This is a genomic window from Nostoc edaphicum CCNP1411, assembly GCF_014023275.1.
Classification (GTDB): domain Bacteria; phylum Cyanobacteriota; class Cyanobacteriia; order Cyanobacteriales; family Nostocaceae; genus Nostoc; species Nostoc edaphicum_A.
On sequence record NZ_CP054694.1, the window covers coordinates 67,093 to 82,337 of the forward strand.

The 15,245-nt window shown below is 40.8% G+C and carries 18 protein-coding genes; 14 read left to right on the plus strand and 4 right to left on the minus strand.

The window, feature by feature from the left end; translation table 11 throughout:
• Positions 1-315: 315 nt before the first annotated feature.
• The 3 genes from HUN01_RS00500 to HUN01_RS00510 all read right to left on the minus strand — a co-directional run bounded on the left by HUN01_RS00500 (position 316) and on the right by HUN01_RS00510 (position 4,475).
• The gene (locus HUN01_RS00500) at positions 316-2,496 is read right to left on the minus strand and encodes a bifunctional DNA primase/polymerase (protein WP_181927075.1); all 2,181 of its coding nucleotides are present in this window, start codon (positions 2,494-2,496) and stop codon (positions 316-318) included.
• A 1,382-nt stretch (positions 2,497-3,878) separates the two neighbouring features.
• On the minus strand, positions 3,879-4,058 hold the full coding sequence (locus HUN01_RS00505; RefSeq protein ID WP_238845308.1) for a hypothetical protein: 180 nt from the start codon (positions 4,056-4,058) through the stop codon (positions 3,879-3,881).
• Between the two features lie 228 nt (positions 4,059-4,286).
• Entirely contained in the window at positions 4,287-4,475 is a 189-nt protein-coding gene (locus tag HUN01_RS00510; RefSeq protein ID WP_238845310.1) for a helix-turn-helix domain-containing protein, read from the minus strand.
• Positions 4,476-4,840: 365 nt separating this feature from the next.
• On the opposite strand from HUN01_RS00510, the gene HUN01_RS00515 reads away from it, so the two are divergent.
• The 13 genes from HUN01_RS00515 to HUN01_RS00570 all read left to right on the plus strand — a co-directional run bounded on the left by HUN01_RS00515 (position 4,841) and on the right by HUN01_RS00570 (position 12,345).
• On the plus strand, positions 4,841-5,773 hold the full coding sequence (locus tag HUN01_RS00515) for a ParM/StbA family protein (protein ID WP_181927077.1): 933 nt from the start codon (positions 4,841-4,843) through the stop codon (positions 5,771-5,773).
• A 1-nt stretch (position 5,774) separates the two neighbouring features.
• Positions 5,775-6,185 carry a hypothetical protein gene (locus HUN01_RS00520; protein WP_181927078.1) on the plus strand — a complete coding sequence of 137 codons (411 nt, stop codon included), beginning with the start codon at positions 5,775-5,777 and terminating at the stop codon, positions 6,183-6,185.
• Positions 6,182-6,343: a hypothetical protein gene (locus HUN01_RS00525; protein WP_181927079.1), complete on the plus strand. Its 162-nt coding sequence runs from the start codon at positions 6,182-6,184 to the stop codon at positions 6,341-6,343. Before HUN01_RS00520 ends, HUN01_RS00525 begins: the two co-directional genes overlap by 4 nt.
• Positions 6,343-6,609, plus strand: coding sequence for a hypothetical protein (locus tag HUN01_RS00530; RefSeq protein WP_181927080.1), 267 nt, complete (start codon positions 6,343-6,345; stop codon positions 6,607-6,609). The genes HUN01_RS00525 and HUN01_RS00530 overlap by 1 nt, the downstream gene beginning before the upstream one ends.
• 7 nt (positions 6,610-6,616) lie before the next feature.
• A complete protein-coding gene (locus tag HUN01_RS00535; protein ID WP_181927081.1) occupies positions 6,617-6,850 on the plus strand; it encodes a hypothetical protein in 234 nt (77 codons plus the stop codon).
• 12 nt (positions 6,851-6,862) lie between these two features.
• Positions 6,863-7,288 carry a hypothetical protein gene (locus HUN01_RS00540; RefSeq protein WP_181927082.1) on the plus strand — a complete coding sequence of 142 codons (426 nt, stop codon included), beginning with the start codon at positions 6,863-6,865 and terminating at the stop codon, positions 7,286-7,288.
• Between the two features lie 2 nt (positions 7,289-7,290).
• Positions 7,291-7,416 (plus strand): hypothetical protein, encoded by a 126-nt coding sequence (locus tag HUN01_RS35890; protein ID WP_257797960.1) that lies wholly within the window; start codon positions 7,291-7,293, stop codon positions 7,414-7,416.
• Positions 7,413-8,018, plus strand: a complete 606-nt coding sequence (locus HUN01_RS00545; RefSeq protein ID WP_181927083.1) for a hypothetical protein — start codon at positions 7,413-7,415, stop codon at positions 8,016-8,018. The genes HUN01_RS35890 and HUN01_RS00545 overlap by 4 nt, the downstream gene beginning before the upstream one ends.
• A 54-nt stretch (positions 8,019-8,072) precedes the next feature.
• A complete protein-coding gene (locus HUN01_RS00550; RefSeq protein WP_181927084.1) occupies positions 8,073-8,639 on the plus strand; it encodes a hypothetical protein in 567 nt (188 codons plus the stop codon).
• Positions 8,639-10,540: an ATP-binding protein gene (locus tag HUN01_RS00555; protein WP_238845312.1), complete on the plus strand. Its 1,902-nt coding sequence runs from the start codon at positions 8,639-8,641 to the stop codon at positions 10,538-10,540. Before HUN01_RS00550 ends, HUN01_RS00555 begins: the two co-directional genes overlap by 1 nt.
• 266 nt (positions 10,541-10,806) lie before the next feature.
• A complete protein-coding gene (locus HUN01_RS00560) occupies positions 10,807-11,682 on the plus strand; it encodes a hypothetical protein (protein ID WP_238845314.1) in 876 nt (291 codons plus the stop codon).
• 270 nt (positions 11,683-11,952) lie between these two features.
• Entirely contained in the window at positions 11,953-12,180 is a 228-nt protein-coding gene (locus HUN01_RS00565; RefSeq protein WP_238845316.1) for a hypothetical protein, read from the plus strand.
• A gap of 3 nt (positions 12,181-12,183) precedes the next feature.
• Positions 12,184-12,345, plus strand: a complete 162-nt coding sequence (locus HUN01_RS00570; RefSeq protein WP_181927085.1) for a hypothetical protein — start codon at positions 12,184-12,186, stop codon at positions 12,343-12,345.
• A gap of 142 nt (positions 12,346-12,487) precedes the next feature.
• On the opposite strand, the gene HUN01_RS00575 is transcribed toward HUN01_RS00570, so the two are convergent.
• A complete protein-coding gene (locus tag HUN01_RS00575; RefSeq protein ID WP_181927086.1) occupies positions 12,488-14,362 on the minus strand; it encodes an AAA-like domain-containing protein in 1,875 nt (624 codons plus the stop codon).
• A gap of 40 nt (positions 14,363-14,402) precedes the next feature.
• Here HUN01_RS00575 and HUN01_RS00580 point away from each other — a divergent pair, with 40 nt between their 5' ends.
• A complete protein-coding gene (locus HUN01_RS00580; RefSeq protein ID WP_181927087.1) occupies positions 14,403-15,173 on the plus strand; it encodes a transposase in 771 nt (256 codons plus the stop codon).
• Positions 15,174-15,245: the final 72 nt, after the last annotated feature.

Genomic DNA, 15,245 nt, shown 5'->3' on the forward strand with positions numbered 1-15,245 from the left:
ACCGTTGCACATCTTTAACCGCTTTTATGCTCTTGTTTATTCAGAATGGGGCAATTTATTTTTGTTAATTTTTTATAAAAATGGTTCATAGATAGAAAAATTTAAAGGCTTTATCTTAATGCCGATTGAGTAACATTTTCCGAAATACTACGTTTAGAAAAAAAACACTGCAAAAAATTTGCTTTCTATCACACTGTATAGTACATTTGTTCTAAACATCCAGGTTCTAATTTCCCCACTTAATTGTGGGGTTTTTATTGAGTTTTTGCAGTTAAGTCAATCATTTTTAATCAAAAGCCTGCACGATCGCAAATTCTATAGCTTGTAGTCATGTCTGCTTTGTTTTAAACGCTCTGCCATCTCTAGGGCAGAGGGGTTACTTGCCAGCCATTCCTGCGCTTCCTGTTGTAAAATCAGCGACGGCGATTCTAGCATTAGCAGACGCATGGCCACCTTTTCTAGTTTGATTCGCTCCTGGGGCAGGAAGGATAACTTTTCTATAGTGCAGTATAATTTCAGCCAATGACGTGCTTGAGCAGTTGCCTGAAGTTTCAGTCTGATTGCCTGACGGTAATCATCTGGGCTAAAGGTTTGCTGTTCAAGTGGATCATCTGCTTCTACAGGAATGGGTAGTGAATCTACACACCTGAAATTCGGATGTGTAGTAGTTGGTATAGAAACTGGTACAGAGGGTTCGGCTTCTGAGGTATGTTCACCCTCTAAAGTGTTTTCACAAGTGCTATCAACATCACTATGAGCAGTGGTTACTACGTCTGAAATACCTAACCCAGTAATTGTTTCCTCATTTGATAAGTCTTGCTTATTGTCATCAAACGATTCGCTTCGGAAAGGTTGGTATAGGTTTTGCTTATGATTGGTAAAATTTGAAATTTCTGAAGAATTAGAACTAGGATCTGAAGAATTAAAACTGGGAGAAAATTCTTGAATTTGAATTTGAGAAGATTCTTGAATTTGATTAAGTTCAGCTTCTTGCGTTGCTGGCGGCAACGCTTTAGCTGAACTCAAGTACAAAACCTTCATATATGGGGGGAGTGTGTAAATTTTTGCTGTTTGCTCCTGTATCCCTTGTTTGGTCTGAGTTTCAGACTGCGATTCTTCTAACCACGGGTCTGGTATTTGGGGATATTTTTCAGGATATAAAATCGCTGTGTTGCTTTCTAGAAGGTCATTTACAGGCTGTTTTGATGCGTTTTTTTCTTGATGGTCGGGATGCCATAGGGGTAGGTATATTGGTTTGTGCAGGGTTGTCTGACTTACTCCTTTGCCATACTGGGCTTTGGATGCGGCGATTATTGCTAGAGCGCGATCGCTTGTCCGTTCTGGAAATGTTAGAGTTTGTTGTAACTGTGCAACAATAGAACGAATCCGCTCTATTGTCTCTTGCTGACGTTGTTCATTAGGGTGCAGGTTGATAATTTTATTTTCATCTACTCTGCCAAATTGTTCTTTATAACTGTTTACCCGTTGCGGTGTGCCTGGGTACGGGGTGTAAAATCCTTCACAGCACCTTGCCCATTCTTTGGCTCGTTGTTCGATTTCGTGTTGGTGGCGACACCAGTTTACATAACCTGGGGATTGGCAGGCTGTGATCACTATATGATCTACTAGTGTCTGTCCGCTTAATTGGCGAAAGACTATGCCGTAACACGCTATGTCTTTGAGCAGTTCGTTGGTCTGTCCGTTTCCTGTCCATCCTTCAGAGATGCGTTGTTGTAGGTCTTGCTTCCATTGCTCGGCTGCACTGCGCTGACGGTAGGGGAATTTTATAATTTTTTTGCTGTTGGCTCGGACTAGTGCTTGGGCTAATGCTTCGTAGTCTTGCCCTTTTGCTGACCAGTCGGCGGCGTTGAGGAAGTCTTCGATGTCGTCTGACCACGGTTCTAGGCAATCGTCGAGTATGTATGAGCCTGTCTGTAAGGGTAAGCGATGGGCGTTAAAGTTACTGGGGCTGCCTTTGCTGTACACTTTGCAGTTGGGGAATATTTCTAGTTCTCCTCCTTTGATTTTGAAGCCTGCTGCTTCTAGGGTCTGCTGGATGGCACAGGCTAAGGTATAGGAATGTTGTTTTTCTTCTAGGAAATAATATATATGCAGTCCGCCACTATCACTTGATTGTATGGGTATTGGTCTGCATAAGCCGATTTCTTCTAGGCTGGCTAGTAGCTGTCGGTATTTTATTTGGCTGTTTGATGGGTGTAGCTGGCTTTTTCTGTCTAGGTCTATTAGTAGGTAGTTGGTTTGTTTGGTAAACCGCAGTCCTATTAAGACATCGGGGTTTAAGTATTGTTGCCACAGGTTACGCGGCTGTAAGGGGTAGCGGGTTTCTGTTTGCCACTGTGGGCGTTCACCACTTTTTGGGGTGGGGGCATAGATGAATCCCCAACCATGATGGAAGTATTCTAGAAACCTTTGTCCTAGTTGATCTAATGGCTCTAGGGTAGATTGTGCTGCTGTGTTTGCTTTGGCTTTTGCCATTTTTCTCTCTCCGATGATGATGATTGGTTCATCGGAGCTACCCACACTTTTTAGGTTCGGGGTGTATCTTTTGTGGTCTGGGGTCTTGGCGTAGGGTGTAATCGATAATCTTTTCCTACACCCAACATCCAATACCCTAAGCCCTTCTTGGTTCTTAAACCCTACCCCCTACCCTCTCATTTGAAGGTTCATTAGCGGTGTTTATATCAAATGTCACCAACGGCTACAAACAAAAATTTTCCAATTTGCTCAAAAATTAATTTTCTTGTGAAAATGGCTGTAATTCTTAGCCTGAAGCTCTCATAGTCAGTTTTAGAGGGTTGATGTCACCTGATTTAAGTTGCACTAATTTTGCCTTTATGACCCAGACATTGCTACATTGAAATTGCTTTAAAAATATTGCCGGTTAGTCGTTAACCGCTAAACGTATGTCTGGCGTGTGGGCAGCTAGCCGATTTCTTTTTTTTACCTACTTGACACAACTTGACCAGCGACTGGTGTAATACCTGGCGCTAGCTTGTGGGTAGTAAAGAAAGCAGAAATCAGCCCTCTGTATTATTTTTTTAAGAAAAAAAAGTGCAGTTTTTGATTGAAAAAATCCATTATTCACGACGTTATCCTCTTCTGCGAGGCATCTAGCCGGAGAATCATCCCTTAATTATTTTTGGCTCAATAGCTTTTGCCAATACTCCGCTTGAATTCAGAGTTGGGATCAATTGTCGCGGTAGATGCTTTTTTTACTATTTGTCCAAAAAAAAGCATAAAGTATCCCGCCTGTGTGCTAATATTGGCAACAGACAGCCAGCAGGTACTTGTACAAGTACAAGTGATAGGTTGGTAAGTACACACAGGTTGATTACGAGTGGTGAGTCCTCGTCAGTTTGGAACAATTTGGTGTTTTGACCGGCACAGTCTTTATGGCACCGAAACAGTTCTACAACGACTCACATTTATTCTGACTATCTGAATATGCTGTTTTGGTCGTTACTACCTCCCTTGTAAAAACTAACTGTAGTTTTACGTGCAGACTTACTCTCGCTAGAGTAGCATGAAAAGCGGCTCGACCGTATAAAAACAGATTTGTCTGTCTGGTCTTGTAGGCTTAAAACATTCAAGCGAACATTTAAACAATTACATACAAACAGCGATCGCTCCTTGGTTGGAGTGGTCGCTTTTTTAAATAGCCCTCCTGAAATGTTAAGTAATTTTAATGATGTTTCCTTCATGCTGCAATCAACCCATTTCTTGTATTTACGTCTTTTGAAGGCATTGAGTTAATTTTGTTTTTATTGACGTGCTGACCAGTCCCTTGGGTCTGTCACTAGATCAAAATCATAATCTGGCTTGTTTGGTTGATTTTCCTTCGTCACGTTTGGCGAGTGTTAGTTTTGTTGCATATATCCCAATTCGGTTAATCGGTCTTTTAAAAGTTTATTTACGGCCGCATTAGAACTAATCATTTGGTCTTCTGCGTATTTGTCCAGAGCCTCAACGATTTCATTTAAATATCGAGTTGTCCTATTTGTTGTCGGTTTTTTCTGGCGGGGCATGAAAGTAATCATAATTTTTTCTATCTCTACATTAGATTGATTACGTCTACTCTAACTAAAGTGATACCACATTAGTATCAGCAAGTCTAATAGTTTTTGAATAAGATATTTAAAACTGTGATACTAAAGTGAAACTATAGTGACACCATTTTAGTTACACATTAGTTATTATGTTGATATGCGTAAAGCGAATACCTGAAGCTTGAACAATGGCAAATAGGGACTATGCAGTTTCTTAACCTAGTCTGCTTCCTCCCATTCAATTTCAAATAAATCTGAAACACTCTTTAGGCGAAAGTATTTACAAATTTCCTTAATTGTTCTCTCGTCTATCCTATTGACTTGATTTCTATACAGTTTTCCAACCGTACCAGGTGCTAGTCCTGTGGCTTGAGAGAGCGCTAATTGGCTAATCCCTTCTTTTTCCATTAAATTTTTTAGTTTACAGATCAATTTCATCTACCAAACTCTTTCACTTCAATAATATAGCAGCTAGTCAGCTAGCTAGCTAACATATAAGCTGATCGATATTTTATCATTAAACGGATAAGATGTTTAAATGCTTAAGCAGCTTGCTAGTTAGTCAGCTAACTAGCTATACTCTTAATAGACGTTAAAAGAACAGTTCATAACAAAACCATAAAAGCCAGGACGTGATAGGTAATTTTGAGGTAATACACCTCTGTAAATGTCTGTATTAATAAGTAAACAAAACAATCACAACCGATATAGCTATCTGCAAAGGTTAGCAACAGCCAAAAACGGCTGCTACTAGCTTTATCAGGAGATTGCAAGTGATCAATATTTACTGTGCAGATATCGGAAACTACAGCAGTATCACCGCCCTCAAAGGTGAAAAACCTCGCGTCATCCGTTCAGTCTTCCAAGATGTGACTTATACCAGTGCTAGAGATTTGGACACTGATAATTCACCCTCTGTCAAACTTGATGATAAGGTTTTAGTCCTCGGAGACCGCGCTACTAAGCAGAAAAATTCACAAACCGCAGCAGAAAGGGGTAAAGACCTGCCAGAATTCTTTAAACCGTTCACCTTGGCTGGATTGCGGCAGGATTTTGATGGTGTTGTCCGCTTTCTCGTCCCAGAACATTCTCAATGGCACGAAGACACAATCAGACGGACTCTAGTTGCAGAGCATCAAATTAACGTCAACGGCACAAACTACAGACACCGAATCAAAAACGTTGAATTTTTCCTTGAGACAGATGTTGCTGTAATTAATGCTTACAGAAACGGCAAGCTTGACATGGACGGCGACACACTCGCTATTGATATCGGTGGCGGTACAACTAATTATGTTGTCATTACCCCATCCTCGGAAGTTCTCACCCGTCGTTCAATTCCCAAAGTGGGCGGTGTCTCTCTGGCTAACGACATCATCAATAGTGATTTGATGCAGAGTTACGCCAAGCGCGATAACGTTGCTTTTAAAGTGGCGAAGATGATGGACGCGATCGCAGACGGTTCTTTCACTTACGGACGTAAATATGACTTTAGCTCAGTCTTTCCAGGGTTGTTAGAAAACTGGTTTAACAATCTGATGGACAGCATCTCTACAGCTGCTAATGACTATCTTGCAGACGTTACTAACGTGATGCTGATTGGTGGATGTGCAAATTTAGTCCGTCAAAAGCTGAGTGCAAAACAAGGGTTCTACATTCCTGCCAATCCACAACTATCAAACATTCAAGCATTGTTGGCTATGTAAAATGCAAGTACGTTTAGCGGCTCAAGTCGCCAGCAAAGTTGAAGGAGTCCGTCTTTCACTTAACTATTCCAAACTGAGTGACACTGTAAATCTGCTATTGGACGCAATCAAACATCAATGGTCTCTCAAGCTTTCGTATCTGCCCCAAACAGGGACAATTAACCCCAAAGTCAGACTAGATGAACGTCATCAAGCCTGGGTGTCTCAATATGCAACAGAGAGGGGAATTAGCGTCACATCTGCCACAAATCTCTTGATTAGTGAATATCTAGCAGGCAATACGATGAATGTTTTGCCTCAGATTCAAAAAATTGAAACAGAAAATCTTGCATTAACTCCACAAATCTCTCCACAAGAACAAACGACCGAAAAACTGAAAGGTCAGCTATTAGTTAGGAGTCTTAAGTTATGAATCAGACCCGTGTAGTCTTGGACGAGAAGCACATACCTAAAGCCAAGGAAATCATTGAGCAAACAGGAATTAATACATATTCACAATTATTTACCATCCTGTTGGTGAACTACGGTGACACTCTTGTTCGTTCGTTAAAAGGTGGGAGTGAAAACTAATGCAAAATCTCACTCGCATCCATGATTCAACATTACTGACTCAATCGGGCGTTTATCAAATAGATAGAACTTTGTACCGATATCTAGAAAAAACAGGCACAGTCAAAGCTCCACAGTATATCTTCCGTCCTCTTTCTGGAGAGAAGAAGAAGGCAGATATCAAGCTGAATGATAAAGCTTTAACTACTCGTTGTTATGCGGTAGAAGGCTTATCTACAAACAGTTCTGTCGTCAATCAACAATCACAGCAATTGTCCTTATTTTGAGGTGAATATGAGTCGGCAATCATTACCCCAATTGATTGTACAAATCCAACAATTGCTCACACAAATTCTTCAACATCCACAATACCAAGCTTTGCAATTTTATTGTGATATCACTCTGGGTGATGTTAGTCAGTTTTTCAATACCTTGCAATCTGAATGTCAAATCAAAGGCGATTCGCACCCACTAACGCCAATCAGTAATGCGAATCGCCTGCCAACAGCATCAGGTATCAATATATAAGGATTTTACAAGATGAGCGACAACATCTTCTTTGCAGCCCTGAACGCGCTAACTAACAATGGATGCGCCCCGGAACTGGCACACTCAGCCGCCTCCATTGTGGCTAATGATGATCCCTCGAAACCAGATTTAGGCAGAACCACTGAAGATCAGCAGATTATTCAAGAGACGCTGCCATATTTGCAGAATGAGACTTGGGACTCAACAGGAGCTTATGACAGCTATCAAACTATTGATGATACACCGCATCCCCTAGCTCACGGGCAGTTTTTAGCTAATTTAGGTGGGTTAGTCCCTGACAATCTGATTTTTGCACTGGCGGAGGGTGAAGATTACCCGTTTCAGGTAATGCAGGAATTGGGCATTGGCGAGGATGTGATTGAACGTGCTGAATCCATCCAATCCAGACTGGGTGAGATGAATTATTGGGGTGAATAGCTATGAAGGTTTTGATGAAATTGCTGATGCGAATCTTGCCAGATGAGGTGGTAGAAGAAATCAATGCTGTCAGCCTGGATGAGTTGGATAAACGAGGTTTAATTATTTGGGCAGAGGAGCAAACATGAGCAAAACAGTAAAACTCAAGCTGGATGCACCCGTCACATACGCTGCTTTACAGTCCTTAACGAACATCAGCCAAGAAACCATATTCCAAGCACTCGACGGCAACAAGACCGCCGCCGCAGAGGTGGCAGATTTCAGAATTAAGCAAACCCAACGCGCCCAAAATGCCAAGGCGGTATTCGGTAACTTAAACCAAGGGTTGCAGGCAACTGAAGCTGTTATGGCAGAAGAAACCCAGTTTCTCACCGCCGCAGGTACAAGCATCAACAAAATGGCTGATGGTTGGTCAAAAGTCAGAGTCAGCGATGTGCGTTTGGGCTATGGCCTACAGGAAAAAGTTATTGCATCTGACAACCAGCTAGCCCAAGAACAGTTTCGGCACGGACGGACGCTCAACCTGCTTGGTGAATCGCACCGTGCCGCCCTCAGAGTCATTGAGATTGACGCTACCAAAGCACAATCTCAGGTTTGGCAGCAGGTAAAGGACAAACAGCAAGGACTTTCACCCACAGACAGAGCTAAAGAAACACTAAAAGACATCCACAGACACGGTTCTAACGCCATGCGAGGGGTGAAAGGTTTCTTTAGACGGTTGATTGACTAACAAGTAAATTCCCAGGGTTCACCCCTGGGGATAACTCTTTACAAGGTTTGGCCAATGCTAACCAAAAATCAGAAAACGCCTATTTATTTTGATGCTGAGATTGTTGACGATTCGCCTACCTCCGTAACTGGCGATGAATACGACAGTGAACAAGTCCAACAGGCGATCGCAGAAATTGACAGTTCTATCACTATATTTCGTGGTATTGCCCAAGGTGCAGTTTTAGCAGGTTTTCAACTCACGTCAACGCAATCTCTGTATCTGGCTGGCAGTGTGGGACTGTTCCCCGCCGTTATTGCTGGCTTACCAGTGGGTGCTTCTTTCGCTGCTACCCTCTGCTACTTGCGCTTTGAAAATGGTTTGATTCCCAAAATTACCAATCGTCAAAAGTTGGCTATTGGTGTGACTCGCACCGCGATGCTGGCTGCTAGTTCTTGGAAGCTAACCGGGGATGCCCAACAGATGGACTTTGTAGCCCGTGGCAGTTTTCAAGTATTTACTCAGCAGGTGAGAGAGTTTGAAGGTATTCAGCAACCTAGTCAAAATCATTTTGGCTTCTTGCTGGGCTTTTCCGTATGTGCAGCTATTACATTGTACTTATTTTTACGGAAAAAGAGATAATGAAAGATGTTAAACCAGCAGAACTAAATCAGCGCTCCTACAGCCTGCCACCGCGTTTAGGTTTGGCTGTCAAACTGTCTGTGGCAAGTGCTGTAGTTTGTGGCATAGCTGCCCATATCGGCGACGGCATAGCTAAAAAAGACATCTGTTTCTACCCAAAATCAGCCAGAATCCACGATGCACCCATCCAAGCTGGTGAGGGCAATCCAGAAAAACTATTGCTGGGTAAAAAGTATTGTCGCTATGAACAGCGATCGCAAATCCCAGAACCATATTTGAAGGCTAATCAGTACCGGACAAGCAACCCAAACTTTAACCCTTGGGCATTCCTCCAGCATGAAAGCTTGTACGTATTGCGCGAACTGCCAGCCGACAACCCATTTAAGATTCATTTGGGTATTGCAGCGATCGCGTTCGGGGGGATAGGGTTATGGGCAACCAGTAAGGCACAGGATTATCTGGCAGATATCAGACCTCATTACCGAGCTACCAAACAGTTTGAAGGTATTAGAGCATCAAAAAGCGTAAAACTTGGTGAGCAACTGTTAAACCTGTCTGGTAACGAACTGCTGAAATACTTGCGTGGTGTCAAAATCGCAGAAGCCAGACAGCAGTTTATAGCTAGCATTACCCCACAACAGCAGACAGCCCTACTCATGGCTATGTCGGCTGATGATTATTACGAATTTGGTCACTTGTTAGATGGGGGGCAGAGCTTTGAGAAATTTGAGCCACAGCAACAGCCAGCCGCACAATTACCACATAGCACACCCGGAACTGTGCAAGAACAAGTACAACAGTCAACATTTGCACCTCAACCAGTGTCAACAGGCGATTATCTTCACCCATCAGAGACTGAAGCACTAACAACATTGCAAACCATAGCCCGTTCTGATGGTTCTACTGCCTTAGTTGCTGCCCCAGGCTCAGGGAAATCCGTTACCCTTGATTACCTGATTCAAAGGATTCTGGATGATGACAACAGTGCTGATATTTGGGTAATTAGTGCGAAAAATGATAGCTTTTGCGGTTTACGGGACAAAGGTAGAGTAATTGTCTTTGATCAGGAGCAACCAGAAGCGGCTAAACGCACAATCGATCGCTTTTACGACTCCTACAAACAACGTAAGCAGTTACCCGAACATAAGCGGGAATCATTACCGCCGCTAATACTGATTTTGGATGATTGGTTAGTTATCGCTGACCAACTCAGTAAAGCTTACTCCGACTGGAACTATGGAGGTAAATTACTAGATGTCTTACTGATTGGCAGAGAGTTTAACACCAAATTTTTTGCTTCCCTTCAGTCTTTTAATCTGGGTGCATTGGGGATTGAAAAGATGGATTCTCAAACTCGTCTCTGCCTAAATTTACTGTTATTAGGTAACAGGTACATCAAAAATGCTAGAGAACAAGAATCGTATGGGGTGCTGGAGTTGATTTTAAATAGGGGTGACATTATCCCTGGTAAGCAAGAAAGGGAAGAGATTAAATCTAGATACCTTCAGATCAAACCCATATCCTATAAAAACTTACGTCCTATATTGATTGCTTCCCTGGGTGGTTTTGTTGTGGCACTGATGCCTAAATTATCGAAACAGTCTAATTTTATTGCTGATGAAAAAACTTATCTCGATAGAGTTTTCGACTTGGAATTTGATTTGAATGATAGCACTAAAGAATCAAAACACCAACAGCAATTAAGTGAAGTAGCCAGCAAAGTTTTAGAATACTTCCAAAATGTGAAAAATAAAGTCCCAAAGACATTACGTGATTTGAAGAAAGCTGACAGACTCACCAGCTACTCAGAACAAGAATTAATTGCTGGTTTAAAGGAATTAATTCAATTCGAGAAGCTCAACACTGGTGAAAACAATACTTATTTATTACCTGATTGGTAAAGTATCTGCCGTAGCGCCGTAAATTTTAGAGACTGCACGCAAGTAGTTTATTGTTTTTGTACGGCATACGCTCAAATTACGGCAATCCTCATGCTGAAAGCATCTTAGCCTACGGCATAGTTACGAACCATTGGACACTTACGGCAGATATCCAGCATTAATTAGTTTTAGATAAAATTCCTATTTATACACCTTAATCTCTGTGCATCTTGCTATATTTAATCCTTAAAAATGCTCAACTAATTTTATTAAACAAGGCATAAAATATGACAGATTTTATCAAATTCCGCCAAAATAAATTTTCTGCAATTGAAAGCCTAGCTCAAAATTTAAAATCCACACTTCAAGAACTAGCAAGACTAGAGAAAGATAACAAATATTTATTTTTACAAGCTGAAGCGACAATGGTTTACAGTCTTGTAAAAAATGCTGCTAGCTCAATCAATCATTTAGTACGTCTAAATTTAGATAATGAAAAAGCTATTACAGTCATAAAAACTGTAGCTAATTATCTACATACTGCCTATATTCGAGTCTGCAAATATACTGGTTATATTGCACATAACCTAGAACAGCTATTGCATGAAGCATTTAATCTGTTACCTTCAGGTATGACATTACAGCCGGAACTTTTTGCACCCAATGAAATCAATCCTGTTAGAGAAAACAAAACTCCCATTCTTGATGTTATTGCCAAATGGTTTAAAGATAATGCTCAACGCTGGGCTTTTCAACAGCAACAAAAGTTAGATAAACAGCATTTCAATTGCATTAACAACGAGAAACAGAAATCCCCGGTTGCAGTGCAGCTATGTCTTGATTTAGAAAGTGTTACTCCTGCCGGGCCTATTGATTCACCTCAAATCGTTGCTCAAAAACTCGCAGCTTTAGGCGATGTGGAATTGGAATTAGAGAGTGAAACTACACCTGACAGTTCTTGGACTAGAGGAGATCGGCTAAAAAGCGGTGGCTGTTCTGGGACGATCACCGACGTTAAGGGTAATAAAGCCAAAATAGATTGGGATAACGGATATTCAGAAGTTTACACCTTTGAGCAAATACACCGTTACGGCTATCAGAAACTAGAAGTTCTGAAAAATCGTACTTTAACCATCGACAATATCAAAAATTTAACCCTATAGGCTGCACGAAAACAGAAGAGTGAGTTGGGACTGCCTCAAAAAATGAATGGGCAGGATTTGAAAGAGGAGGCACTGATTGCCTCTCTACTTGACTGGTAGCAGCAGCAAGCGTGACGCTGTTATTATTGTCCGAAATTCCATCCTTAGTAATAGCTTTCTATGCAGACAATCTGGTGTTATAAATGCTGTGAATATAAAGCCCATCAAGAAAATGTTTGTTCTTGCTGTGGCAGAGTTAGGGAGTCTGCTTTAACTCGCAAGATGTCTACAATGAATGCTAAGATCCCGTCTAGAAATTATCGCTGGGTAGTAAGTGGCATTTACGAGAATAATGTAAGTTACTACCTTGATATCAGAAATCATTGGATTTTAGATAAGCAACAAGCGCACCAGTTCATTGATAAACGTCAAGCCTTAGAAGCCTTTGAAACTGTAGAAAGACCCTTTGATGATTTTTACCCCAATGTGCTTCAGATCGGAGAAGGTGAAGCGTTTTAATCAATGGGGTTAGGACAGTGGCAAGTGTCCTTTTATAGCCGCCAATATTGGACAATTGTTGTTCTATATCTCAATACGGTTCAGTTAAGCAAATTTATCGTGTTAAGACAGGCACAGGGAGCAGTGGAGGCTGGTGTTCTGAGGGAGTTAATCACGGAAGCATAGCGATCACAAGACAAAAACTCGTAGTGCTAAAGTAGCACTACAAAGTGGAAAACAATGCTGTTCTTGGTGAGAGCGATGTCTACGACGGGCATTGTGCCAGTGAGATAAATACAGCTACTTGCCAGATGAAATCCTGGTGTAATTATTCGGATAGGCGTTCTCGGAAATAAAAGCGATATAAATTACAAAGGCATTGAACTTCATTTCCTTTAAATTCAATTAAGCCTAGACTGCGTAATTTAAAACTTTGTACAGAATCTAACAACTTTACAGGAATATCACTATTGATCACTTTTTGGAGCGCTGTTTTTAACAACTTATCTTCTTCCAGCAGTGAAAGATAGGGATGTAAAAAGCCTCTAAATAATCCTTCGTCAGTGGGGGCAACTTTCAGAAATTGTTCTAAAGTTAAATTACCTGTGGCGATTTGATAAAGAGCAGTCCTTAATAAATAAGGATGACCATCAATCATTCCCCTTAATTGTCCGATTTGTGTCTCTGACCAATTTAATTTATGTCGTTCGACTAATTCTTTTATTTGTATGGGATTAAATTCTCCTATTTCGACAGATAACCCCACATTAAAGGGGGATTGATTGACATTTAAGGAAACATATACTTCTTGAGAATGTGCAATTACTAAACGCAATTTTTGCCAAATTTCTTCATTTTTACCGTTTTCATGCCAAGCTCGGAGTAGAGCAAAAAATTCTTGAGCAATTTCGGGATAAGGAAAAATCTTATCAATATCATCTAAGCCTAATACTAGGGGAACATCAAGATTTTTTAATAAATAGTCTTTTAAATAATTAGTGCAGTTAACTTGACTGCTTAAGCGTCCTTTCCAATATTTATCTATTTGTTCTTCTAGCCCTAATTCATAACTCAGAGTTGCACAGAATGCCTGTAAAAAATTACTGAGATCGGTAAGATTTTCTTTACTCCATAAATTAAGAGAAACTGTGCGATAACCTTTTTGTTTACTATGGTTAAGAATACGGCTCATTAAAGAAGTTTTCCCCATCTTTTGCGGCGCTTTTATGCGGATTAACGCCCCTGGTTGGAGGATAGACTCATAACATTTAATTTCCACCTCTGGACGCTCGATATAAAAGGGGGAGTTAAGAGGAACTTGACCATCAGTATTTTCAAAAATCACTGAGGAATTATTCTCTTTTACTTTTGGTGTTGCTTGTTCAACCGTGCCCAGATTAATTAGCAATTGTTGCTTAATAAACTGACTCACTCCCTTGTAGACTAAATTCTCTGTTGATTTTGGCTTGGTGATAGAAAGATGGTCGTCATCTGTAGCGGTAGGTTGGACATCTTTGATGGCTGGGTTAGCACTATCTGGGTCTACAACTAAAAAGCCTCTGGTAGGTCTTGTTTCAAAATAAACTTTTGTAGCAATTTCCAAAAAATCAACATTTTGCCGATACCACTCATTAAGTTGACGCAGTTGGGGAATATGTACTTTCAGTTCATCAACACTGACAGAGGTTCGTGCCAAAATACCAATTTTATCGACTAAGTTAGCAAGATGAGAACCAGTGTGAGGAGTGGATAGAAATACAATGCCTTTTGTCTGTTGAATAACTGCTTTTTTTTGAAATGTCTGAGCATTACGCAGCATTTCTTTTACTAATAATCCACCCATACTATGAGCGATAAAAATTATTGGGTATTTTCCAAAATCATAAACTTCTAAATATTCTTGTAAGTTACTAGCTCTATCAAAGAGTGGCATTGTTGAACCTCTCCACTCAAAGGGTTCAGCTTTGTAGCCAAAAGACCAAATACCTAAATCTGGTCTTTCTTGTGCAAGCCACGTTAACCAGAAATTATCATCGTTGTGTAGTTCTTGTGGATGCCAAGTTCCTCGTGCGTGACCACCTAACCCATGAACAAAAATCACATCCCCGCGCCGCTTAGGGTTGTCACATCCCGATATTTTGATTAAACCAGTCATCTCTGCGGGTTCAGGTTTTGGGGGTTTAGAAAAAATGTTAAAGGGCATAGATATTATGGGGAGGATTAGAGGATGACAAGTTCTTTTTATGCCACGGTCACAGCGCGACTTAAAACTAGGATACAGCGATCGCGTCACTACTCGGTGCAATAACCGCGAGTTTAAATTAACGCGTCACGAATGCCGTCAGGTGTTTCTCTATGCTCTCAAAAAGGCATTGGCTAAGTTCCAATTTAAGCTTTATGCCCTATGTATTATGTCTAAGCATGTCCACTATCTACTTGAGCCAGCACAAGCGAACGATTTACCCAAAATCATGCACTGGATAAATTGGTACACGGCAATGTGTTTTAACCGAATGTTGAACCGTACAGGACATTTTTGGGAAAAACGTTATCACAGTACAGGATTTGACAAAAGTGACTATCAACGAGCATTGAATACGCTGCGGTATATTCATGCGAATCCGAAAGCAGCAGGAATGCAAGAAGGCTTTTTCTATGATTTTAGTAATTATGGAGTCTATGACCGACTTGGGGATGATGGTTTAACAACTTGGCATCCGGCTTTTTTAGTGTTGGGTAAAACTTTGAATGAATGTGCTGCTAAATATCGAGGTTTTTGTAAGAAGTACAAATCAAAAGCGAAAACAGAAAAACACTATTCTTGGGGTAATCAATTTTTGCCGAAAGTAATTAAGGGCAAAGATAAAAAAGCATCACCTGGACAGATGCGATTACCTTGGGATACTTGTGAGGCAAATAATCCAGAAATTATTGATGTGGCTGAGAAATTTATTTTTGCTAATTGTTACAATCCGCAAGTTGCTGGGATGATTTTTAGAAATCACAATCAATGATTTGAGATGAAGATAGGAGCAGTGTCTCTATTTATCACTAAAGATGTCTTTTTGAGAGGAATTTGCTACTTA